This is a genomic window from Paenarthrobacter nitroguajacolicus (assembly GCF_007786235.1).
GTDB lineage: Bacteria > Actinomycetota > Actinomycetes > Actinomycetales > Micrococcaceae > Arthrobacter > Arthrobacter nitroguajacolicus_A.
This window is the reverse complement of the sequence record NZ_VNFK01000013.1, coordinates 1-23,366: the sequence shown is the minus strand read 5'-3', so window position 1 is coordinate 23,366 and position 23,366 is coordinate 1. Positions and strand designations below refer to the sequence as shown.

The 23,366-nt window shown below is 62.7% G+C and carries 12 protein-coding genes and 1 pseudogene; 3 read left to right on the top strand and 10 right to left on the bottom strand.

Features of this window, described 5'->3' with window-relative positions:
- Positions 1-36 precede the first annotated feature (36 nt).
- The 7 genes from FQP90_RS15880 to FQP90_RS15850 form a co-directional block, all read right to left on the bottom strand.
- Positions 37-1,008 (bottom strand): AAA family ATPase, encoded by a 972-nt coding sequence (locus FQP90_RS15880; protein ID WP_144652051.1) that lies wholly within the window; start codon positions 1,006-1,008, stop codon positions 37-39.
- Between the two features lie 61 nt (positions 1,009-1,069).
- On the bottom strand, positions 1,070-7,159 hold the full coding sequence (locus tag FQP90_RS15875; protein ID WP_167510505.1) for an Ig-like domain-containing protein: 6,090 nt from the start codon (positions 7,157-7,159) through the stop codon (positions 1,070-1,072).
- Positions 7,160-7,406: 247 nt separating this feature from the next.
- Entirely contained in the window at positions 7,407-13,523 is a 6,117-nt protein-coding gene (locus FQP90_RS15870; protein WP_144652049.1) for an Ig-like domain-containing protein, read from the bottom strand.
- A 142-nt stretch (positions 13,524-13,665) separates the two neighbouring features.
- Positions 13,666-14,838, bottom strand: a complete 1,173-nt coding sequence (locus tag FQP90_RS15865; RefSeq protein WP_144652048.1) for an adenylate/guanylate cyclase domain-containing protein — start codon at positions 14,836-14,838, stop codon at positions 13,666-13,668.
- Complete coding sequence (locus FQP90_RS15860; protein WP_144652047.1) at positions 14,828-15,421, bottom strand: PH domain-containing protein; 594 nt, start codon at positions 15,419-15,421, stop codon at positions 14,828-14,830. Before FQP90_RS15860 ends, FQP90_RS15865 begins: the two co-directional genes overlap by 11 nt.
- A complete protein-coding gene (locus FQP90_RS15855) occupies positions 15,414-16,334 on the bottom strand; it encodes a biotin--[acetyl-CoA-carboxylase] ligase (RefSeq protein WP_144652046.1) in 921 nt (306 codons plus the stop codon). Before FQP90_RS15855 ends, FQP90_RS15860 begins: the two co-directional genes overlap by 8 nt.
- A gap of 68 nt (positions 16,335-16,402) precedes the next feature.
- Positions 16,403-17,281, bottom strand: a complete 879-nt coding sequence (locus FQP90_RS15850) for an SDR family oxidoreductase (RefSeq protein ID WP_144652045.1) — start codon at positions 17,279-17,281, stop codon at positions 16,403-16,405.
- Positions 17,282-17,492: 211 nt separating this feature from the next.
- On the opposite strand from FQP90_RS15850, the gene FQP90_RS15845 reads away from it, so the two are divergent.
- The 3 genes from FQP90_RS15845 (at position 17,493) to FQP90_RS15835 (ending at position 21,078) form a co-directional block, all read left to right on the top strand.
- Positions 17,493-19,076, top strand: coding sequence for an acyl-CoA carboxylase subunit beta (locus FQP90_RS15845; RefSeq protein WP_144652044.1), 1,584 nt, complete (start codon positions 17,493-17,495; stop codon positions 19,074-19,076).
- On the top strand, positions 19,073-19,330 hold the full coding sequence (locus FQP90_RS15840) for an acyl-CoA carboxylase epsilon subunit (protein WP_144652043.1): 258 nt from the start codon (positions 19,073-19,075) through the stop codon (positions 19,328-19,330). Before FQP90_RS15845 ends, FQP90_RS15840 begins: the two co-directional genes overlap by 4 nt.
- Positions 19,331-19,392: 62 nt before the next feature.
- A complete protein-coding gene (locus FQP90_RS15835; RefSeq protein ID WP_144652042.1) occupies positions 19,393-21,078 on the top strand; it encodes a DUF885 domain-containing protein in 1,686 nt (561 codons plus the stop codon).
- Between the two features lie 108 nt (positions 21,079-21,186).
- Here FQP90_RS15835 and FQP90_RS15830 read toward each other — a convergent pair whose 3' ends face one another.
- From FQP90_RS15830 to FQP90_RS15820, 3 genes and pseudogenes are all read right to left on the bottom strand, one after another.
- Complete coding sequence (locus tag FQP90_RS15830; protein ID WP_144652041.1) at positions 21,187-21,543, bottom strand: hypothetical protein; 357 nt, start codon at positions 21,541-21,543, stop codon at positions 21,187-21,189.
- 137 nt (positions 21,544-21,680) lie between these two features.
- Positions 21,681-22,434, bottom strand: a pseudogene (locus FQP90_RS15825) (helix-turn-helix domain-containing protein).
- A gap of 147 nt (positions 22,435-22,581) precedes the next feature.
- Positions 22,582-22,941, bottom strand: a complete 360-nt coding sequence (locus FQP90_RS15820) for a hypothetical protein (RefSeq protein ID WP_144652040.1) — start codon at positions 22,939-22,941, stop codon at positions 22,582-22,584.
- Positions 22,942-23,366 lie beyond the last annotated feature (425 nt).

The following is a 23,366-nucleotide window of genomic DNA, read 5'->3' as shown; positions in this document are numbered from 1 at the left end:
TTGGCTGGGGGTCTAGGGGTAAGGCGCTGAGCAGGCTTAGGCGGTGGCGCGCTGCTGGGGTGCAGCGACGTCGCCGAGGACCCGGCTGAGCACAACCTCCGGTGTCGCGCCGGAGAACTCGGCCTCCGGGTCCATCACCAGTCGGTGGGTCCACACCACGGGCGCGAGTTCCTTGATGTCATCCGGCAACACGAAGTTCCGGCCCTGACCTGCCGCCCAGACCTTGGCAGCGCGAACCATCGCCAAGGCGCCACGGACGGAAACGCCGAGGCGCGTCTCGGATGCGTTACGGGTCTCCTCACAGAGCCGCGAAATGTATTCAAGGACCGCCGTGTCCACGTGCGTCGTGGCCGCGAGGTCCGCCATGTCGGCCACGGCCTGCGTGGTGATCAGCGGGGTGAGTTCCTTCGACCGATCCTTCAGGTTGGCACCGCCCAGCAAACGCACAGTGGAGGCGTGGTCCGGGTAGCCGATGGACGTCTTGATGAGGAACCGGTCCAGCTGTGCCTCGGGCAATCGGTACGTTCCCGCTTGCTCGATCGGGTTCTGGGTTGCCAGCACCATGAACGGACGGCCCGCCTCGTAGGTGGTTCCATCCACGGTGACGCGGGATTCCTCCATGACCTCAAGGAGTGCGGACTGCGTTTTCGGCGAGGCTCGGTTGATTTCGTCGGCCAGGACGATGTTGTTGAACACCGGTCCCTTATGGAACTCGAACTTCTGGGTTTTCTGGTCGTAGATGGTCACACCCGTCACGTCGGACGGCAGGAGGTCCGGGGTGAACTGGATGCGGTTGTGGGAACCTTGCACCGTTGCCGCCAAGGCGCGGGCCAACGAGGTCTTGCCCGTACCCGGCGCGTCTTCGAACAGGACGTGCCCCTCGGCCAGCATCGCGGTGAAGGTCAACCGGATGACGTGTTCCTTGCCGAGGACGGCCTTGCCCACGTTGGCAACGAGCTTCTCGAATGTTTCCGCAAACCATACGGCCTGCTCGTTTGTCATGGTCATCGGTTGGTCCTGTTCCTTTGGTTGATATGCGAATGGAGTTGATGAACGGAGGGTGGGAGCATCAGCAACCGCCGGGCCTGTTGCCGCGAATGTCCACGGTGGTGGACTTCACGAACCATCCCGGGTGGCTGCCCTCAGTGACGCGGTACCACGGCGTGCCGTTGTTGTAGATGTCCTTGGTGCAGTTGATGGTCAGCCAGCCTTCGGACCTCGAGACCCAACCAACGCCGCAGGACGGTCCACTGGGGTTGTAGGTGTCCGTCTGACCCGGCTTTCCCGGGCAGGTGTTGTTGTGTGCCTGGACTGTAGGCGGCGCAGGAGGCGGAGGCGGCGGGGTCGGGTCGACTCCGCTGGTGGCAGCCACATTGCCACTGGCAGGTCCCACCGCGACTGTCACGGCCCGAACACGCAGATGCCGGGTCTTCTCCCAGCCACCACCGGAGGCATCAAAGCTGTTTGCCTTGCCCACTCCGGTCCAAGCGCCACCATCGAGGCTGACCTCATAGTGGTCCAACGCCCGACCATTCATGGCGGGGTTGTTCCAGGTCCAATGCACTTGGCCATCGCCCTTGGCCGACTTGCCGCCACTGACGTTCGGTGCGTTGGGGGGCCCATAGGGGTTGCCGGTGCCGATGGCCTTGGCATCGCCGGCCATGCCGTTCTTCACCGACGTGGCAATAATGTTGACCACCACGTTGGTGCCGTTGGGCTGGCCGCCGATGTCACCGCCGCCGCGTCCAATGGGGCCGGATCCGCTGGCGGTCTGCCAGCGATAGGTGATCTCGTTGTCCTGGGAGCCATTGCGTTCAGCGGCTGTCAGTGGCGTGAAGGTCACCCGCAACTGTCCGCTGGTGCCGGTTGCGGTCACCGAACCACTGCCCACGGTGCCAGGCTTTCCTGCAGCTCGAATGGGCGCGGATTGCTGGCTGACGCCACTGACCCCGGCCTTGTTCGTTGCCGAGACCGTGAACGTGTAGTCCGCTTCGGCATTGGCAACGGTGACGTTCTGCGAGGTTGCGCCCACCGACTGGGTACCCACGACGGCGCCGCCACGGTAGGTGGTCAAGGTGTAGGCAGACACGGCGTCACCGTTGTTGTTGGGCGCCTTCCAGCTGACCTGCAGTTGGCTTTGCGTGCCCACCGACCCAGCGCCGGACACCGACGGAGCAGCAGGGGTGGCCGGAACACCGGCGGGCGTCTCCGCAGCGGAGTAGGGGCTCCATTCGGAGGGTTCCTTGGCATCGTTGCGGGCCAGGACGCGGACCTTGTATCCCACACCGTTCGTCAGTCCCGTCCACACGTGGCTGTTGCCCGTGAGGTTTTGGATCTGGGGGTTCTGGCCTGCCGGAGCAGGAGAAATCTCAAGATCGTAGGACTTGATGGGCGAACCCTTGCTGGCAGGAGGAACCCAGGCCACCGAGAGTTGCTTGTCGCCAAACTTGAGCGTCGGCGCTGCGGGAGTATCCGGCTTGACGTCCGGACGTACCTCCGCAGACACCGGTGAGCGTTCGGACTCGTTGATGGCATTGGTGGCAGTCACCGCGAAGTGGTATTTCACATTGTTGGTCAAGCCAGTCAAAGTACAGGTGTTGGCAGGGCAGTCCTGTTTGAACCCACCCTCGCCGTACACGGTGTATTTGGTGATGGGCGAGCCACGGTCGGCGGGTGCGTTCCAGGTGAGCAAGGCCGTCTGGTCCCCCACGCTCTGCGCGAGCGGGGTTGTGGGCGCTGCCGGCTTGTCCTTGACCGTCAAGCGGATACGGGCGGTCGCGTAGCGCGAGAGCTCCCCGGTCTTGTCCTCCACGGTGTAGGCCACAACCATGGTTCCGGTGAACCCTGCGGAGGGCGTGACCGTCACGTTTCCGCCGTTGGCTTCGGCAGTGCCCTGGCCCGTCTCGGTGACCGCAGAGACAATCTTCAGCGGTGTATCCGGGAAGGGATTGGAGTCATTGGCGAGTGCGTTGACCGTCACGGGCTTCCCGGATTGCGCATCCGGTTCAACGTCGTCGTTGGCAACAGGCTTCGGCCGGTTGGAGGCCGTCAAGGAGAGCTTGTACGTCGCCAAAGCCTCCAGCCCGCGGGGGTCCTTTGCCTTGATCTGGACCGTGCCACCTTGGCCAATCTGTACAGAGTCGTCAGCGGAGACTTTGAGGCTGTTGCCATCCACGTTCACCCTGAAGCCGCCGGGGGCAGCACCCGCCAGTTCGTACTTCATATTCTGGACGTCGTCAGCGTCAGGATCGGAGGTCAGTTTCCCCAGGTCCAGGCTGGCCGAGTCGCCCTTGGGAACCTCCACGTCGCTGCCCAGCAGCACCGGCGGGTTGTTCTTGTTGGGATCAGGCAGCACCTTGGTGCGGATACTGAGCGTTGACTTCAGGCCGTTGGGATCGTCAGGGCCGCTTCCATCAGTGACTTCGAAGCTGATGGAGCCCGGCCCCACATACTCGGCACCGGCTGTGTACTTGATGGATGCCCCGTTGTTTGCCACGGGGTCACTTCCGTCAGCGCCGATGAGCTTGATCCGGTCCGTCTGGGTCAGGCGCGGCGATTTTCCTTCGCGGACCTTCACCCACTCGGCCAGGTCAACGGTGACGGACTGGCCGGACACCAGTTCAACGACCTCGTCTTTGGCAAGGGTTGGCACCTGCTGGCCGATGCCCGGAACCCAGATAACGGCCGTGGACTTTTGTCCGTCGACGTCCTCCACGGTGTACGGGACCAACTGCGGCTGCTCGGTGAGGTCAACAATCACGTTGCCTTCGGGACCCGGGCGCGCCGTGTCCAAACCGGTAGCGACCTTGAGGTTCTCCCCCACACCGTCCGGGTCCTCATCGTTCTTCAGGACGGGCACGTCCACGGCAGTTTTGCCGAGAGTCTGCGCCGACGTCACCCGGTCGTCCCTGGCGATGGGAGCCTGCAAAGGGATGTCGTTCTTGACGATCACCCGGATGCTGGCAGTGCCCACGGCATCACGGTCATCGGCCACCGAGTAGCGGACATTCACGGTCCCTTCGGCGGCCGGTGCCGTCACCAGGATCCTGCCGCTGGTTTTGCTGACCTGGGCATCGAGTCCTTGATCGGCTTCGATGCTGTCCGTCAGGATACGGATGATGTCGCCGTCCGGATCAGTGTCGTTGGCGGTGGCATCCACAGCAATCTGGCGTCCGGGACGGACCTTGACCTCGTCGTCCACGGGGGCAGGTTTCTGGTTGTCTTCGCCTCGCGGGGCGACGCCGACAGTCACCGTTCCCGTGTTCACGGCGCCCTGGCGATCAATGACCTTGTACCGGAACGTATCCGTTCCCGCGCCATCACCGGCGGCTACGAAATCGATGAAGCTGCTGCCCGCCGTGGCGGTTCCCATGGTGGGCGTACTGTCGATGCCGGTGAGCTGGACCGAGTCGCCGTCGGGGTCGATGCCGTCCAGCGGAACCGGGATGCGGACACTGCCGCCGGCCACCACGCGTGCCGTGAGGTTCTGCGGCTGGGGCCGCGAATTCTGCGTCCCTTCCAGCGGGAGGATATGGATGGTCACTGCGGCCGCGCTCTTCTGCCCCTGCGGATCCACGGCGTTGTAGATGGCCCGGACAGTCTTGGGTGTTGGACCTGCAATGAAGCGCAAGGTCTTTTCGGAAATGAACGCCTTCCCGTCTTCCTCAGGGACGCTCTGCGCCAACACGGGGTCCACGGAGAGCTCTTCACCCTGCGGGTGCGTGTCGTTGTCCAGGACCGGAATGGTCACGACGTCGTTGACGCGGACGTTGACTTCGTCAGGCTTGGGTTGCGGAGCCTCGACGACGGCGGGAGCCGGCACCGGGACGACGCCCACCGTTCCAGTGGCCGAGGCACGGCCGTTGGACATCGTGTAGCTGAAGACGAACGGTTCCTTGGCACCGAGGACGTCCGTGACGCGCAGGACGCTGTGGTCGATCACGCTGACCGAGGCCGACGAGCCGTCAGGCACCGTGACCGATTGCAGGACCAGCACACCGCCGGAGGGATCGGAGTCGTTGGCCAGCGGGTCCACCAAGACGCTTCCGCCGACGGGCAGGAGCGCCACGTCATGAACGGCTACAGGCGCTCCGGCATCCTTGCCTGACTCCACGTCGACGCGGATCAAGCCCTGGCTGCTTTGCGGGCCGTTGCTGGCGATGTACGTCAAGTACACCGGCCCCGGGGTGGTGCTTCTGAAAGTGAAGGTTCCGCCGTCGGTCACTGGTCCCAGGTCGGCCGGACCTGCAGCCTCGACGTGGGCCACACGCAACGCGCCACCGTTGGGATCAACGTCGTTCTTCAACGGTGCGATGACCAGGTCCTGGCCCACTACGGCCGTAACGTGGTCGGCATTGACAACAGGAGCCAGGGCACCGGGTGGCTGCACATTCACCACCACGCGGCCCGTGGTGGTGGCGCGGCCGTCCCAGACCGTGATGGAGACGTTCTTCTTGCCCGGTGCCGCCCCGGAATCCTGGTACGTGAGGAGTCCGTCGCGGCGGACCTTCACCTGGTCTTGGTCATTGTCCGACTTCGCGTCCAGCAGAACGAGGTCATCGCCGTCCGGATCCATCCAGTCGGTCAGGATGTTTTGGCTGACGGACTTGCCCTGCTCCACCAGCATGGTGGTGGGCTCACCGCGTTTGAAGAAGGGCGGTTTGTTCTCTTCGGGGGGCACAACCCGCAGGGTGACTTTCCCGCCGGCCGACAGGCTGCGACCGTCCGACGCGTTGTAGTCAAAGACTTCCGTGCCCGGTTTGGCATCAACCGGAACTTTGATCTGGAAGGCGGAGCCACCGTAGATGTTTTCGAGAACCCCTGCCTTGGGGCCGTTGGCGCCCACCGCAGCGGTGAGAACATCGCCGTCGGGGTCTGAATCGTTGTCCAGGACGCTGAGGATGGTGGTCCGGCCCGGTCGGACGCCGAACTCGTCCGGCTTGGTTTCCGGGGGGCGGTTGGGCTTGGTGCGGTCCGGGAGCACGTTGATGGTGTTGTTGTCCGCGGATTCCTGATCCTGGTCATCGGACTGGTTCTTGGGCGGGACAACATCGTCCCAGTTGTTGACCAGCTGCATGTTCTGGTTGACCAGCCATACGCTGCCGGAATTGACGTCATTGAGGACCACGAGGTCCCGGTTGACGCGGAACACATAGCTCGGGGAAGCACTGGCCTTGGGGACATCGTTTTTCTTGTCGTCTGCGTCGTTGTCGCAGTCGCGGAGGTACTTGTTGGCGCCGGACCACGCAGCGTGGACGCACTTGCTGACCTGCACGGGGGCAGCCGGGACGCCTTCGCCATCGGCGTTGACCGTTGCGGCTGTGGACCCGTCCAACGGCTGCTTCAGCAGGGCTTTGCGGGTGGCGATGGCAACGTAGCCGCTCTCCTCGCTGCTCTGCTGGAGCTTGGCTTCGCGGGCGTCCTGCAGTTGGAGCCTGCGGCCACCGGGGAGGAAAAGGTTGCCGGAGGAAGCATCAAGTACTACAGGCTTGTCGCCCACCACGGCGATCTGCAGGTCGCCGGAGCCCTTGAGCTCGTCCACTTTGGTGACTTCGGAGTTGGTCCGCTCGCCATTGGCATCAACGGTGGTGACAGTAATCTCGCCCTTGCCGGGATCGGCTGTGTAAATGCGGTTGTCCTGTCCCACCGCCGAGACCATCCCCTGGTTGCCCGTCAGTACGGGCTCGGTTCCCTCTTCATCGAAGCCGTTGACGGTGGAGGGAGACAACGCCCACACCTTGCCGCGTGCTGGATCGGTTACCGAGAGGACGGTGGAGCCGTAACTGACCTGTGACGAGGCCGGCAGCTGCTTGTCGCCGCCAAGCTTCAGGTTGGCGGCAGATACCTGGTTGATGGTGGACCCGGATTCATCGTCCACGAAGACGTTGCCGTCGTGCTGCAGGACGTCAAAGGTAGTGGTAGCCGGCGTCACGGCACCATCCAGAACACGGGACGGGTAGTTCAGGCGGCCCACAGCGTTCTTGGTTTTGCTGACCACCCACACTCCGCCGTCGTTCAAGTCCACCTCGGTAGTCTTGAACCCCGGGTACAGCACAGCACCTGCCACGAGCACAGCGCCCGCAGCAGTCACAGCGATGCCCGATATGAGTTTCTTGTTTTGACGCTTTTTCAGCCCCAGCTTGCCGAAGAAAGTTGTCACAGCCCCAGAATTCCCTTTGTATACAGCCGCCCCCCAGCGACTTCCTGGCCAACCGGCATGTGCCGGCAGCCGTACATTCCGCAGTACCCCCATACGGCGGCGGAATTTTCAGTCCCTAAGACTATCCCACGCACCAAACGGCTCGCCAAGGAAACCCGAGACCGGGCTATCCATTGGCTTTGACAGCCTACGGCCTTAATCGCGGGGCGCGCGATGGGGAGAACTGCCCGGCCGCATTTCCTCAAGGTCAGCATGGCGGGGCCCCCAAGCCAGCTGGGTCACCCAAGTGAGTGTGACCTGCGATGATGTACCGGCCCACGTTTCGGTACGACCCGGATTCGATGCGCCACCAACGGTGCATACCGGTCCAATTATCTGTTTGGTCGATGTAACAACGCACCACAATTGCGCCCTGGTCAGCCGAGGCCATCCACGGTGGCGTGTTGTTGCTTTGGCCGTCACAGGTGAACTTCTTGGGGTCGTAATTCGCCCCACCCAACGTGAAGCTGCAGGAACGGACCACGGCGCCCGGGTTCATGGTGGTTGTCCACACCCCTTGGCGTCCGGACGTGGCGCTGGCCGTAGCCAGACCGCCGCCCGTGCCGAGAGAGTTGAACGTCTGCACAGTGATGCTGTGCTGCTCTTCCCAGCCAGCTGTGTTGATGGTCCGGCTGCCCGAGGCACCCACTGTCTCCCAACCACCGCCGTCGATCCGGATCTTCGTCGTTGCGACGTCATTGGTGGATGGTGATGGGGACGACCAGTTGAAGGTCACTGATTTCTGGTTCACGGCGCCATTCGAGCCCGACGCCGACGGCGTACCCGGCGCACCATAGGGCTTCGCGGTGGCTGCAGCACTCGCATCCGAGCTGGGCGCCACTGTTGAGTGTGCCGTGACGGTGACGCTGGTGGCCTGGCCGTTGGTGAAGCCTCCCACTGTCTGCCCGGGCTGGATGGCGCCGGAGCGTCCGCCCGCAAAGTAGGTGTAGCTGACTTCGTTGGCCTTGGAACCGTTGCGTTGGGCATCGCTGAGCGCGCTGAAGTTGATGGTGAGCTGCCCGCCGGCGGCGCCGGTGTTGGCCGGCGTGGCGCTCACGTTCTGGACAGTGGCCAGCTTTCCTGTTGCCCGACGCGGCGGCGACGCAGCACTAACCGCGCTCTTCCCCGCTTTGTTCTCCGCCTGAACCGTGAACGTGTACGCCGATTCATCGGTGGAAACCTTGAAGGTTGCCGTACGGACGTTCCCCGGAATGGTCTGTGTCTGTGTGGCTCCGCTGCCACCACTCATGCTGACGTAGTAATTCTTTATGGGGTCACCGTTGATGTCCGGCTCGGCCCAGTCGACGCGGAGCTGGTTCTGGGAACCCACGGCGGACACCACTGTGGTGCTCGGCGGCGACGGCGTGCCGGGGATGCCGGCAGGGTGGTCCTCGGCGGAGTACAGACCCCATTCCGAGGGACCGAGATCGTTCACCGCTTGGGCCCGGACCTTGTACTTCACCCCATTGGTCAAGCCTGGCCACGTGTAGCTGAGGCCGGTTACCTCGTTCTTGACGGCGATACCGTTGGCAGGTGGTGGAGAGATCTCCAGGTTGTAGTGCTTCACCGGAGAGCCTTCGGTCTTGGCCGGTGTCCAGGTAATGGCCATGTCCTTGTCGCCGGCCTTAACGGCAGGTACGTCAGGGGCGGACGGCTTTTCATCCGGAGTGATCTCGTTGGACGGGACTGACGGCTGGGACTCGCCTACCTCGTTGGTGGCCACCACAGTGAAGACATACTTGACGTTGTTGGTCAGCCCGTTCAACGTACACGTTGTTGTGGGGCATTCCTGCTGGAAACCAGCAGCCTTAACGGTGTACTTGGTGATGGCTGCGCCATTGTCCGACGGCGGGGCCCACTTGAGCACAGCCGTCTTGCTGCGAACGTCAGTGGCTACCGGCGCCGAAGGTGCGTCCGGTTTGTCGCGCACCGTGATGCGGACCCGGGCCACGGCCTGCCTGCTCGGATCATCCGTCTTGTCCTTGATGGTGTACCGGACCACCAAGACCCCTTTGAATCCCTCGGAGGGAGTCACCGTGATCGAATCACCGGAGACAGCGGGCGCGCCGGAGGCAGCTCCTGTCTCAACCACTGCCGACACGATGGTCAGGGGCTCGCTGAAGGGGTTGAAGTCATTGCCCAACACATTGATGGTTTCGGACTTCCCGGCGTCGGCCTTTTCCACAACGTCATCGTTGGCTGCCGGCTTTGGCCGGTCGGAAGAAACCACCGTGACCGTGACGGCGGCCTTGACCGGTTCGGAGCGGCCATCGGTCACCTTCAGCGGCAGCGTGCCGCGCGCTCCCGGGTTGAGTGAACCACCCGGGGTGACCTTTAGAACGGTGCCTTCGATCCGCGCGTCAAAACCGGCGGGCATGTCACCGTCCAACCCGAAGGCAAGCTTGCCTTGGTCTTTCTCGTCCACGTCCGCGGCGAGGTTGGCAAGATCCAAGTCCACGGTGTCGCCCTTGGGGGCCTCGATGGCCGCCCCGCTGAACGTAGGAGCGTGGTTTGCGTTCGGGTCCGGCAGCACCTTGGTGAGGATGGTCAGCGTGGACTTGAGGCCCTCGGAATCGTCAGGACCGCTTCCATCCGTCACTTCGAAGGTGATGGAGCCGGGGCCTGCGTACTCCGCCTGGGCGGCGTACCTCAGGGCCGTTCCGTCGCCCGCGATGACGTTGGTGGGCTCGCCGCCTTGGACACGGATCTTGTCGGCAACCGTGATACGGGGCTGGCGTCCTTCCCTCACCTTGACGTAGTCCTGCAGGGCCAGGGTGACCTCCTCCCCCGCAGTAATTTCCACGACGTCGGTAGTGGAGAGCGTGGGGTACTGGAGGCCTTGGCCCGGAATCCACATGACTGCCGTTGCGGTCTGCCCATCAACGTCCGTCACGTTGTACGGAATCAGTTGATCCTGGGGAGCCAGCGTCACCACCACGTTCCCGGTTGTCCCAACGCGTGCGTTCGGGTTTCCGTCAGGAAGGGAGATCTTGAGGTCCTCAGCTACGCCGTCGGGATCCGAATCGTTCTTCAAGACAGGTACGTCCACCGCGGTCCTGCCCAGAGTCTCAGCCAGTGTGATCCGATCGTCCACTGCCACCGGGGCATGAAGGGGTGCGGTCGGACTGGTCTGGACACGGATGACGGCGGCGGCCTCCGCTTTCTTGTCGTCCTGGATCCGGTAACTGATGCTTTCGGTGCCGGCGGCGCCGGGTGCTGTCAGCACCACTTTGCCTCCCGCAGTCTCCACCTGGAGCTCGGGCTTTGCCTCCAACGTCGGCACCAGTCCGATGGGGTCGCCGTCGGGATCCGAATCATTCTTCAGAGCATCCACCGCCACCCTGCGACCAGGGCGAACATCGATGGTGTCATCCACGGCGATCGGCTTCTGGTTGTCGGCTTCGGCCGGCGCGATGCCCACAATCACCGTTCCCGTGTTCTCGGCGCCGATGCGATCACGGACGCGGTAACTGAACGTGTCCGTACCGGCGGACTTCCCGCCTGCCGTGAACTCCAGGTAGCCATCCCTGAGAATGGCCGTACCCAGTTCGGGCGCTTTGTCGATGCCGATGAGCTGGACGGAGTCGCCGTCGGCGTCGATGCCGTCCAAGGGTACGGGGATCCTCACGGTCATACCGGCAACCACCCGGGCTGTCAGGTTCCGCGGTTCCGGCCTGGTGTTGGTTGCGTCGTCACGGCCACGGATCCTGATTGTGACTTGCTGCGAATCTGTCTGGCCTGAGGCGTTGCTGACCTTGTAGATCGCGTAAACGGTGGCAGGTTCCTCGCCTGCGATGAAGCGCAGCGTGTTGCCGGCGACGAACATCCGCCCGGCTGCTTCATCTGGCTGCTGCGCCAACACAGGATCCAGGGTGAGCTCTCCGCCGTTGGGGTCGGTATCGTTCGCCAACACCGGAATCGTCACCACATCGCCCACCCGTACTGAGACTTCATCAGGCTTGGCCTGCGGAGCTTGAAGCTTGGTGGGTGCAGGGACCACTTGAACGGAGATGTCCCCCGTCGCGGAGGCCTTGCCGTTGGAAATCGTGTACTTGAGCGAGAGTTGTCCCTCGGCACGGATATCGGTGATCTTGATGACCGAGTGGTCCAGCACTGCCACCGAAACGGGCAGCCCGTCAGCTGCCGTCACCGATTGGACCACCAGCACGCCACCGCCCGGGTCTGAGTCGTTGCCCAGCACGTCAACCACCACACTGCCGCCACTCGGCAGGAGCGCGATGTCCCGGACAGCTACGGGCGCACCGTCACTGTTGCCGGATACGACGTCGATCCGCACCAGTTGCTGCGCACTCGCCGGTCCGTTGGTCACCATGTAGGTGACGTAGTGGGGTCCGACGACTGTGGAGTTGAAGGCGAATGTCTGCTGGTCGGGTCCCACCACGGCCGTTGACTGTTCATCGGGCTGCGCCTGCGCCAGCCGCAACGTGCCGCCTTGCGGGTCAGTGTCGTTCTTGAGCGGGGCGATCACGGTGTCCTGGCCGGCAACAGCCACCACATGGTCGGCGTTGGCAATGGGGGGCAGCGCTCCCGGTGCACGGACGTCGACGCTGATCTGGCCCTGGGTGGTCAGGGCGCCGTCGGAAACGCTGACGGTCAGGGTCTTCCGACCCGGACCTGCGCCTGAGTCCTGGAAGGTGAGCAAGCCGTCCGGCCTGATCCGGACCTGGTCAGCGGGATCGCTGCTGGAGACAGCGACGGCGAAGATGTCATCGCCGTCGGGATCCAGCCAATCGGTGAGGATGAACTGACTGGCGATCTTGCCGGACTGGACCACCAGCGCGTTGTTGCGGTTGGGCTTGGGCTGGGGTGCGTTGTTTTCTTCGCTGGGGACGATCCGCAGGTCCACGTCCGCGGCGCCTGTTCCGCCGCGGCCATCGTCCACCGAATACTTGAACGTCTCGGACCCGGTAGTCCCGGCCGGAACGGCGATCTGGAAGCCCGTCCCACCATAGACCGCGGACAATGCGCCCGACTTAAGCGGCTCGCTGGTGCTGACAGTGAGGACGTCTCCGTCGGCGTCGGCGTCGTTGTCCAGCACCGGAAGGATGGTGGTCTTGCCGGCCCTGATTCCGAATGAATCAGGCTTGGCCACCGGCACGGTGTTGGGTTTGCTGCGGTCCGGGAGGACCGTCTGCTGGACTTCGTCCGCGGAGTCCTTGTCGGCGTCGTCCGATGTCTGCTGGGGTGGGATGACGTCGTCCCAGTTGTTGACCAGCTGCATGTTCTGGTTAACCATCCAGACGTTGCCGGAGTTTACGTCGTTCAGCACCACGAGCTCGCGGTTGACCCGGAAAACGTACGACGGCGACGCACTCGCCTTGGGGACATCGGCGCGGCGGTTGTCAGCCTCATTACTGCATTCGCGGACGTACTTGTTGGTCCCTGACCAGGCCGCGTACGTGCACGACCCCAGATGGACAGGTGCTGCCGGGATGCCGTTGCCATCGGATTGGATGGTCTTCGCGGTCCCACCGCCCAAGGGCTGCAGGAGCAAGGCAGTGGGCGTCGAGATGGCCACGAAGTCTGCGGCCGGGCCGCTCTGTTGCAGCTTGGCGTCGCGGGCGTCGGCCAAATGCACCTTGCTTCCACCGGGGAGAACGATGTCGCCAGTGGACTCGTTGAGGACCACTGCTTTGTCTCCGACGGCGGCCAGTTGGACCTCCCCTGACGCCTTCAGCCGATCATCATTCCGGACCTGGGAGTCAACGGCCTTGCCGTCGGCATCTACCTTTGTGGCTGTCAGCCGACCTGTTTCGGGATCAAGTGTGTGGATGGTGTCGTCCACGCCGACCACCGAGACAACGCCCGGGGACTGTTCGAACAAGGGCTCGGACTCGTCGCTGAATCCGCCGATGGACGTCGGAGAGACAGCCCAGACTTTGCCTTTGGAGGGATCGGTAACTGCCAGGACCTTGCTCCCGAAGCTGACCTCGGCGGCACCCGGCAGTTTCTGGTCTCCCCCGAGCCGCATGTTTGCTGCACTGACCGGGTTGATGGTCCCGCCGTCAGCGTCATCAATGAAGATGTCCCCCGCCTGCTGGAGGATATCGAAGTCGGCGCTGGCAGGGGTTACCGCCCCGTCCAAGGACTTGGAGGGATAGTTGAGCCGACCTGCTGCATTCTTGGATTTGCTGACGACCCAGACGCCACCGTCGTTAAGATCGACATCCGTGGTCTTGAAACCTGGATAGAGGATGGCGCCGGTTACCAGGACAGCGGCCGCCGCGGTAAAGGCGGTCGCAGTGATGACCCGGCGCCGGCGGTTCATGGCACGGCGTTTCCCGGACTCGTTAGGCAGAGCCATCCAACATTCCCCCACATTTAGGCAGCTTTAAAGCGCCCGACGCCGACCCCCACGGCTATCACGACACAAACAACCCAAGAGTACCGGGTTAGTCCATCGATTTGTTAAGGCTGCGTCATGTGGATCTACTCACACCCAGGACTCAGTCCAGTACGAGGCCCTTGCCGCGGCCCCTGGCAAGCATCACGGGATGGATTTCGCCGAAGCCGCGGACATTCTCGGATTTCTGCGGAACCAGGACGAAGCGGTCGTCCTGTCCAAGGGCAGCGGCGGTCATGGCATCAACCAGCACGGTGCCGGGCTGGGCAAGGGTGGTTAGCCGGGCAGCCAGGTTCACGGTGGGTCCGTAAATGTCGCCCAGACGGGAGAGGATGCGGCCCCAGACCATGGATACGCGGCACTGCGGCAGGATCTCGTCTTCGGTGAAGGCTTGAGCCAGTGCAAGGGAAATCTCGGCACCGGCCGCAGGAGTCTCGGCAATGTAGAGGACTTCGTCGCCCACTGTCTTGACCAGCCGGCCGCCACCCACGGAGATAATCTCGGCGCACTTGTTCTCGAATCGCTGCACCAGCTGGGCCAGTGTCTTCTCGTTCATGCGGCGCGAAAGGCTGGTGTAGGAAACGAGGTCCGCAAAGCCGACAGCACGGGCCAAGGGCAAAGGGGAATCGTCCTCGTCACCTTCGCGGCCTTCCTCGCTGGCTTGCAGCCCGGCTTCGGCCCGGACAGCGAGGCGCTGAACCCCGGCATTGAGTTGGCGCCGGTAGGAGTAGACCAGGATCTCTTCCAAGGAGTCCACCAGGGAAGGCAACCGTCCCACCAGCTGCTTGCGCGCAACGGCATCCGGAATTCCCTGTTCGGACACCATGTCCTCAACCAAGGCTTCGATCTGCCAGACCACCATGCGGTCAGTCATCTGCCCGATGGAGCGTGTCACCGAGATGGCGGCTTCTTCGGTCAGGATGCCTGCCCGGACGAGGTCCAGAATGCTCGACAACGCAGCCTGGTCACGCTCAGTGAACGCCACGTCTTCGTCGCCGAAGTTCGGGAAACCCAGAGCACGCCATACCTTCCGCGCTGAGAGGATGGACACTCCTGCTCCTGCAGCGACTTCACGACGGCGGAGCTTGCGTTCGCCGCCCAGGAGCTTCGCCTCGAGCGCCTTGATGGCCAGGCGCTCCGCGGACATGACACCAGTGGGCGGGCCGGTGGGGACCGGAGCTGGCCCAGCTTCAGTCTCCTCGTCCACGGAAGGTTCGGGTACGGCGTCGAACTCCTGGTCCAGGTCCTCGCCGGACTGCTGATCCTCAACGCTCATCTCTTCCACCTTCTCTCAACTCCCACGGCAATTCTTCAAAATCCCTTAGTACTTCGCCCTCAAAAACCTCACCTTGCGGGAGTTCGTCCATCGCGTCAAGAATGAATCCCCTGAACTTACCCACCTCAGGGACGTCGGCCATAACGGCTGTTCCGGAGTGCCCGGTATCCAAGGATATATTCCCGGAGTGCAGTGTCCGTTGAATCAAGCTTTGATGGACACCCACATTGCGGACGGCCATCAGCGACACCTGCCAATCGCTGCGGCGAAACATTCCGTACTTGGCAAGTATCCGCCGACTCGTGAGGACGTACCTGACCGAGCGCCATCGGAGCACGCGCTTCACGCTGTAACCAAGCACAACCCAAGCAGCAAGCACCACTGCGGCACCCAAGAGCCACGGCGTCCATTCAACTGTAATGAACGGGACAAGCCGTTGCGCGTTTCCTTTGACAACCCAGGCACAGGCGTAGGCGGCCAAGGCAGGAACCACAACGAAGGCCAGCACCGGAAAGAAGAGTGAGCGGGCCTGCTGATGCGTGATGGTGATGACCTGCTCCCCCGGAAGCAGCTCTTTACGCATAACCGCTTTCCGTGGCGCGCAAATGCACCACATCCCCGGCTGTGACTACGTGCTCCCTGCCACCGTGGTCCACCACCAACAACGAGCCATGCTCATCGAGGCGCGATGCATGCCCCACCAACTCGTGGTCGCCGGGCAGGTGCGCGCGCACTTCGCGTCCCAATGTGACCATGGCAGATTCAACGCGCTTATGCAGGGACGGCCCACCCACCAATCCGGCGGCCGGGTCCCCCTCCGAGTTGCAGAAACTGCGGTAGAGCCTGGCGAAACGCGAAAGGTAGCTCTTCAGCAACGCGGTGCGGTCCGTCGTCGTGGCTCCTTCCAAGGCGAGCGACGTCGCCGTCGGCACGGGGAGTTCCTTCTCGGCCAGGGACACGTTGAGCCCCACACCCAGAATCACGGCAGGCACGGAGCCGTCACCCATGGGCGTCATCTGCGCGAGGATGCCGGCGATCTTGCGCCCATTGACCAGGACGTCGTTGGGCCATTTGATCTCGGCCGTCACACCGGCCGTTTCCTGCAAGGCCTCGCGCAGGGCAACGGCCGCAAGAAGGGACAGCCACGAGTAGCTCTGTGTTGGTACTGGCATGCCGTCTGCCGTGACAGGTCGCAACACCATGGACACGGATACCGCGGAACGCTCCGGCGATTCCCAGTGGCGGTCCAGTCGCCCGCGCGCCGCAGTCTGGTGCTCCGCTGTCAGGACGGCGAGATCGGCCCATTTCTTCGGCTCAACGGTTACTGCCCGGACCAGGTCCTGGTTGGTTGACCCCGTGGATTCCACGATGGTCAGTTTCGAGATGCCCGTGGCCGAAAGGAAATCCGCCTGCAGCAGTGCTTCGCGGTCCAAAGGGGCGCGCGACTGCCCGGATGATTCCTGGGGTCCACTGCTGGCTGGTTGTTCGGCGTCCATAGCTGAATCCTATCCAGTTGAGGCGGCCCCGGATGGTGCCTTTCACCGAAAAGCGGCTGGGAATCCGCCTAGAGGAAGATGTCCGGAACGAGTCGGTCTTCCGGAGCCCCAAGGCTGTAGGGCGAAAAGTCCGACACGCCGGCCGCACGAAGGACCTCTTCATCGGTGAAGAAATTCCCGGTAGCGCCAGAACCGGTCAGCACTGCGTGCGCAGCATCGGCCATGATCTCCGGCCCCCGGGCAGCCTGCACCATCTGCTGCCCACCGGGCATGTTCCTGATCGCGGCAGTATCAATGAGGGTGCAGGGCCAGAGCGAGTTGACGGACACCCCGTCGTCCTTCAGTTCTTCGGCGAGGCCCAGTGTGGTGAGGCTCATCCCGTATTTGGCCATGGTGTAGGCGAGGTGCATACCCGCCCATTTGGGGTCCAGGTTGAGGGGCGGGGACAACGTGAGGATGTGGCCGTGGCTGGATTCCCGAAGGGCGGGCAACGCCAGCTTGGACAGCAGGAACGTGCCGCGGACGTTGATGTCCTGCATGAGGTCGTAGCGCTTCATGTCAACGGCGTCGGTGCGGGAGAGGTCGATCGCCGAGGCATTGTTGATGACGACGTCGATTCCTCCGAAACGCTCGACGGCGGCGGCCACCGCAGCCGCGACGTCGTTATCGTTGCGGACGTCCCCTACGAGTGGCAGCGCCTGGCCGCCTGCGGCGACCAGCTGTTCGGCGGCGGTGAAGACTGTCCCTTCCAGTTTCGGGTGGGGGTCGCCGGTCTTGGCCATGAGCACGATATTGGCGCCGTCGCGGGCTGCGCGGGTGGCGATTGCCAGTCCAATGCCACGGCTGCCGCCTGACATCAGGATGGTCCGGTCCTTCAGTGAGCCGGTGGCGACGTAGGGGCTGGCACCGTGGGAAAGTGTGCGGGAAGCGTCGTTGCTTGAAGTCATGGGGACACTCTAACCCAAGTATGTTACTGACGGGTAACATAGGGATGGCTTTGGCTTGGACGCTGAAAATTGTAGGGTTTCTACAGCGGTTCGCGGCAAAGGCGTCACTAGACTGGCCATCGGGGCCTGTTCTTTGTACGGAAGCTACTTAAGCTTGCGACCGTCACCTAACTGCGCCAGCGAAAATCAGCTACAGAGCCGGAGACACTTGATGAGCCACGATCTGACAACGACAGCGGGAAAGATTGCCGACTTCCGCGACCGCCAGGCCCGTGCAGAACAGCCTTCCGGCCCGGAAGCAATCGAAAAGCAGCATGCGCGCGGCAAGAACACCGCCCGCGAACGCATCGACCTCCTGGTTGATCCCGGATCGTTCGTCGAGTTCGACGCCCTCGCAGTCCACCGCTCCACGGCGTTCGGCATGGAAAAGAAGAAGCCCCTCGGCGACGGCGTTGTTTCCGGGTATGGCACAGTCGACGGCCGCCTGATCGCCATCTACAGCCAGGACTTCAGCGTCTATGGCGGCTCGCTGAGCCAGGTCAACGGCGAGAAGATCGTCAAGGTCCAGGAATTCGCCCTCCGCAACGGCTGCCCGGTTGTCGGTATTAACGACGGCGGCGGCGCGCGTATCCAGGAAGGCGTCGCCTCGCTGGCCATGTTCGCGGACATCTTCCGCAACAACGTCCACGCTTCCGGCGTCGTCCCCCAGATCTCCCTCATCATGGGCCCGTGCGCCGGCGGCGCCGCCTACTCCCCCGCACTGACCGACTACGTGGTCATGGTGGACAAGACTTCCCACATGTTCATCACGGGACCTGACGTCATCAAGACCGTCACGGGCGAAGACGTGGACATGGAAACGCTCGGTGGCGCCCGGCAGCACAACGCCACCACCGGTACCTCCACCTACCTCGCGTCCGACGAAGCAGACGCCATTGAGTTCGTCCGTGAACTCCTGGACTTCCTCCCGTCCAACAACTTGTCCGAGGCCCCGGTGGTGGAGCACGACCAGGAACTGGAAGTCGACGACGACGACCTCGCCCTGGACGGGTTGATCCCCGACTCCGCCAACCAGCCCTACGACATGCGCAAGGTCATCGAGCAGATCGTGGACGACGCCCACTTCCTTGAGATGCAGTCCCTCTACGCACCCAACGTCATGATCGGCTACGGCCGCGTTGAGGGACACACCGTAGGCATTGTGGCCAACCAGCCCATGCAGTTCGCGGGAACGCTGGACATCTCGGCCTCGGAGAAGGCAGCCCGTTTCGTTCGACACTGCGATGCTTTCAACATCCCCATCATCACGCTGGTGGACGTCCCCGGCTTCCTGCCCGGCAAGGACCAGGAATTCCAGGGCATCATCCGCCGCGGCGCCAAGCTCCTCTACGCTTACGCCGAAGCCACCGTTCCCAAGCTCACGGTGATCACCCGCAAGGCTTACGGCGGCGCGTACATCGTCATGGGCTCCAAGAAGCTCGGCGCCGACCTCAACCTCGCCTGGCCCACTGCGCAGATCGGCGTCATGGGCGCCCAGGGTGCCGTCAACATCCTGTACCGTCGCGACCTCGCTGCTGTTGCCGAAGCCGGTGGCGACGTCGAGGCGAAGCGGGCCAAAATCATCCAGGGCTACGAGGAAGAACTCCTCAACCCGTACCAGGCGGCGCAACTGGGCTACGTGGACGCGGTCATCGCCCCGTCCGACACCCGCCTGCAGATCATCCGCGGCCTGCGGGCCCTGCGGGACAAGCGCGCCAGCCTGCCCACCAAGAAGCACGGAAACATCCCGCTGTGAGCACGCCCAAGCACCGCGCCGATTCCGCGCCCGACCAGTTGCCCGCCGAAGCAGCCGCTGCGCCCCTGTTCTCTGTGGTCAAAGGTGAACCGACCGCCGAAGAACTCGCGGCGCTGGCCGCCGTCGTGGTTTCACTCGGTGCTCCTTCGGAAGCTGCCGCGTCGAAGCCGAATGTCCGGCATTGGGTGCGTCGGCAGCAACTGCGTCTGGACCCTTCCCCGGGTCCGGGAGCGTGGAAGCGCAGCCGGGGCTAATTTTCCCGAGCGTAGAAAAGTTCAACAACCCTTTCACGTAAGCGGCGTCGCGGTTAGGCTCTGTGGGTGACTACTGCAAACACCCCGTACGCCCGAAGTCCGCCATTGATGCCGTCGCTGACGCGTACACAGAAAAGCTGATCGAACTCAATCCCAGCTTCGCCACCACGCTGGGATTGCCGGGACACGAAACCGAATACCAGGACTACTCCCCTGCCGGTGCTGAGGCCCATGCGGAGGCCACGAGATTGGCCTTGGATGCCCTGGCAGGCCTTGAGCCGTCCGATGATGTGGATGCCGTCACCCTCGACGCCATGCGCGAGCGGCTCGGCCTGGAACTTGAGATCCACGAGTCCGGTTGGGACGCCGCCGACCTCAACAACATCGCCTCCCCCGCCCAGGACATCCGTGCCATCTTCGACCTCATGCCCACCGATACGGTGGAGCACTGGGAACACCTCGCCGGTCGCGCGGCTAATGTTCCCGGGGCCGTTGAGGGCTACATTGAGTCGCTTCGCTCCGCTGCTGACGCCGGAAAGGTAGCCGCCGCCCGGCAGGTGCGGATCGTCATCGAACAGACCGGCCGCTACGCCGCCGAGGATGGCTTCTTCGCCAAAATGGCGGCCAACGCTGCCATTGATGCCTCGCCGCTGCCCGCCGAGGTTCAGGACAAGCTCGACGCCGGGACTGCGGCCGCGCGTTCTGCGTACAGCGCCCTGGGCGACTTCCTTCGGGACGAACTCCTGCCCCTGGCACCGGAGAAGGACGCAGTCGGGCGCGAACGCTACGCGCTGGCCTCGCGTTCATTCGTTGGCGCCGAAGTCGATCTGGAAGAGACCTACACTAGGGGCGTTCAGGAGCTTGAAAGGCTCATCGGCGAGCAGGAGAAGATCGCCAACCAGATCAAACCTGGTGCATCGATCGAAGAAGCCAAGAGCATCCTCAACAACGATCCTGCACGCCAGATCAAGGGCACGGACGCCCTCAAGGCCTGGATGCAGGAGCTCTCCGACCGGGCCGTGTCTGAACTTGCAGACGTGCACTTCGACATCCCGGACGTCATGAGAACTCTTGAGTGCATGATCGCCCCCACCGACGAAGGCGGCATCTACTACACCGGCCCTTCCGACGACTTTTCCCGGCCCGGACGTATGTGGTGGTCAGTGCCGGCAGGCGAAGACACCTTCACAACGTGGTCCGAAACCACCACCGTTTTCCACGAAGGCGTGCCCGGCCACCACCTCCAAGTCGCCACGGCAACTTACCGCCGGGAACTCTTGAACAACTGGCGGCGCAACGTCTGCTGGGTCTCGGGACATGGTGAAGGCTGGGCGCTCTACGCCGAACAGCTCATGCTGGAACTGGGCTACCTCAAAGACCCGGGTGACCACATGGGCATGCTGGATGGCCAGCGAATGCGGGCAGCCCGCGTAGTGTTCGACATCGGTGTGCATTTGGAACTGCCCGTCCCCGAACGCTGGGGCACCGGCACCTGGACGCCGGAAAAGGGCTTCGACTTCCTCAAGTCCAACCTCGACATCAGCGAAGGCCAGCTCCAGTTCGAATTCACCCGCTACCTCGGCTGGCCGGGACAAGCGCCGTCCTACAAGGTAGGGCAGCGTCTCTGGGAGCAGATCCGTGCCGAGCTTGAGGGGCGCGACGGCTTTGACCTGAAGTCCTTCCACAGCAAGGCACTCAACATCGGCTCAGTTGGTTTGGACGTGCTGCGGCGGGCTTTGCTGGGCTGAGGCTATTCCCACTGATCGCCCCGTGTGACTACGAGGTGCGATCGGTGGGGCAGGTCGTGCAGCCAGGCGACCGAATCAACTCGCTCAAGTCCGGTGTAATCTTCCCCACTACTGCTCAAATTCAATCATGTCTTCGACGGCCTGCCGGAACCAGCAGGTCAGGTCGTCATATCTTTCCCTTTGCTCCCACCCGGAATTGGCAAAATCATGAATGACGCTGATCGCATCGCAATCGGCATCCAGGTCCCAGCAAGCCACTGCGTCAGAATCAATCCTGCGCGCGAAGGGAACAAGCAAACGAGAGGGATACCGCTCCCTTAAACCTACGGTCCGCTGGATCAGCATTTGACCTTGAAGTATCCGCCAGGGTTCAAGGTTAGTGAGGTTCAGTGCTATCAACCTTTTGTAAAAGCCAGAATAGTGGAACCCAGATGGAAGAAACTGAGCATCAAGAAGAGGGTCCATTGGTTTCCAATCCGTACCGTAATGGTGAAAGTGTAAGGACAACGAATAAAGCTGCTCATCGCTCTCGCATAGCCTCCCGATCCAGAAGTGCTGGCCTGCATTGAGTTGCTGCTCGTGGAGCCAAACTTAGAGGATGGCTAGGTGTACTGCCCAGGGAGGTTGGTTAGCCGGCTGACGGGTGGGGTGCTCCCGAGTGCGGTGTGGGTCCTCTGGTGATTGTAGTAGTGGATCCAGCCGGGTAGGGCCTCCCTGCGGCTGGATTCGGTGCTGCAGAACTTGGCGTAGGCCCAGCCGTCGTTGAGTGTTCGGTGGAGCCGTTCGATTTTTCAGTTGGTCTCGTTTCTGGGGTGCTTGCTGGAACGGGCGTAGCCGCTGCGTGCTGCTGAGGACCTGAAGTTCTTTCCGCCCTCGACCCTGCCAAGGTAGCGGTGGCCGCCGCCGTCGAGGATGTTCCCGAATTTGGGGACATCTACGTGGAGCATCTCGCCCGGGGCTGTGTGTTCGTAGCGGCGGTTTGGTTCGCCGGTGATCCGGTCGATGTATCGCAGCCTGTTGATCCGACAGCGGACCAGGACAGTGTGCACGGTCGAGGCCGCGATGCCCAGCCGCCCGGCGATCTGCACCGGGCCCAGCCGCTTGCGCCACCTCAGGGCAACAATGCGTTTGACCCAGTTTCCACGGGGTGCGGTTGGGGCTGCAGCGGGGACGGGACGACTTGTCATTCATTCCTTCGCGACCGAGTTAGAGGTAGCGGGTGACCCAGCGTTTAGCTGTGGGCCAGGAGACCATGTAGTGCTTGGCTGCCTCGGTGATCGTCCAATGGTCTTCAACGACCAATTGGGCGAGCTTCAAACGGGCTTTTGGGGTCAACATTGCGTTAGCGTGGGACACGAAGGCCTCCTAGGTGTGCAGCGGTTTCTTAGACAACTCCACTCCACACGGGGAGGCGTTCGTCATCCCGGAAATCTCACGCCGCGTCCTCGCACGTCCTCAACAACCTCCCTGGGCAGCACAGCTAGGCAACATACACTGCTATGGTCAGGGACTTTTTCGTCCGATGAGAACCACGTCTGGCAACCGCATCACCCAGGGATCCAGATCAGTATCCGGGAAAACATGAATTGTAAATCCCGAAGTGAAGTAGAAAATAAGGTCGGAAGCATCCGACCTTCCTTTGGATGCTGCTTCCATCGATAGCCCAACCAACTTCTCCGCCTCAATATCAAGAAGATCTGACTCCCAAGGGATGGTTTCATCCGGCGTTTCTAGCGTCCACGGACAGTTCAACGCGAGCGACCAATTTTCGCCGACTAGGCTTAAGAAGGGGTCATTGACTTCAATGCGCATAACTTCGAGGGGTAAGACAGCATTTATACGAGAAATCAGGCGATCAATCATGGCATCAATTCAATGTGCGTGCGTTCCCGAACGTAAAGCGCTCTTTCAGGCCTAGTGAGTCCTCGGGGTGGCTGGACGGGCTTTCCAGTGAACGGTTGGACCGGACCTTCGTTCGCGTTTGTGAATGAAGCCCTGAGAGGGGCTCCGCCAGACGGCTCCATAATGCGAACAAGACTACCATCTGGCATCGTGTACTGCATTCCCATCGAATCAGTAGGCTTGCTGGCAAGCCCGGCCTTTTGAAATCCTGTTTCCAAAGTAGAACGATTTGTCGGTATAACGACTCCATCGGCACTGGCAATATAGGCGGATCCGGATCGATTGGCGGAACCCAGAGGTGAAGGCGGCAAAATGCCCCCGGAAATCCTCCCGCGCCCCCGACACCAACGGGGCCCGTGACCCCGAATGCTCCTGAACCCGCGACG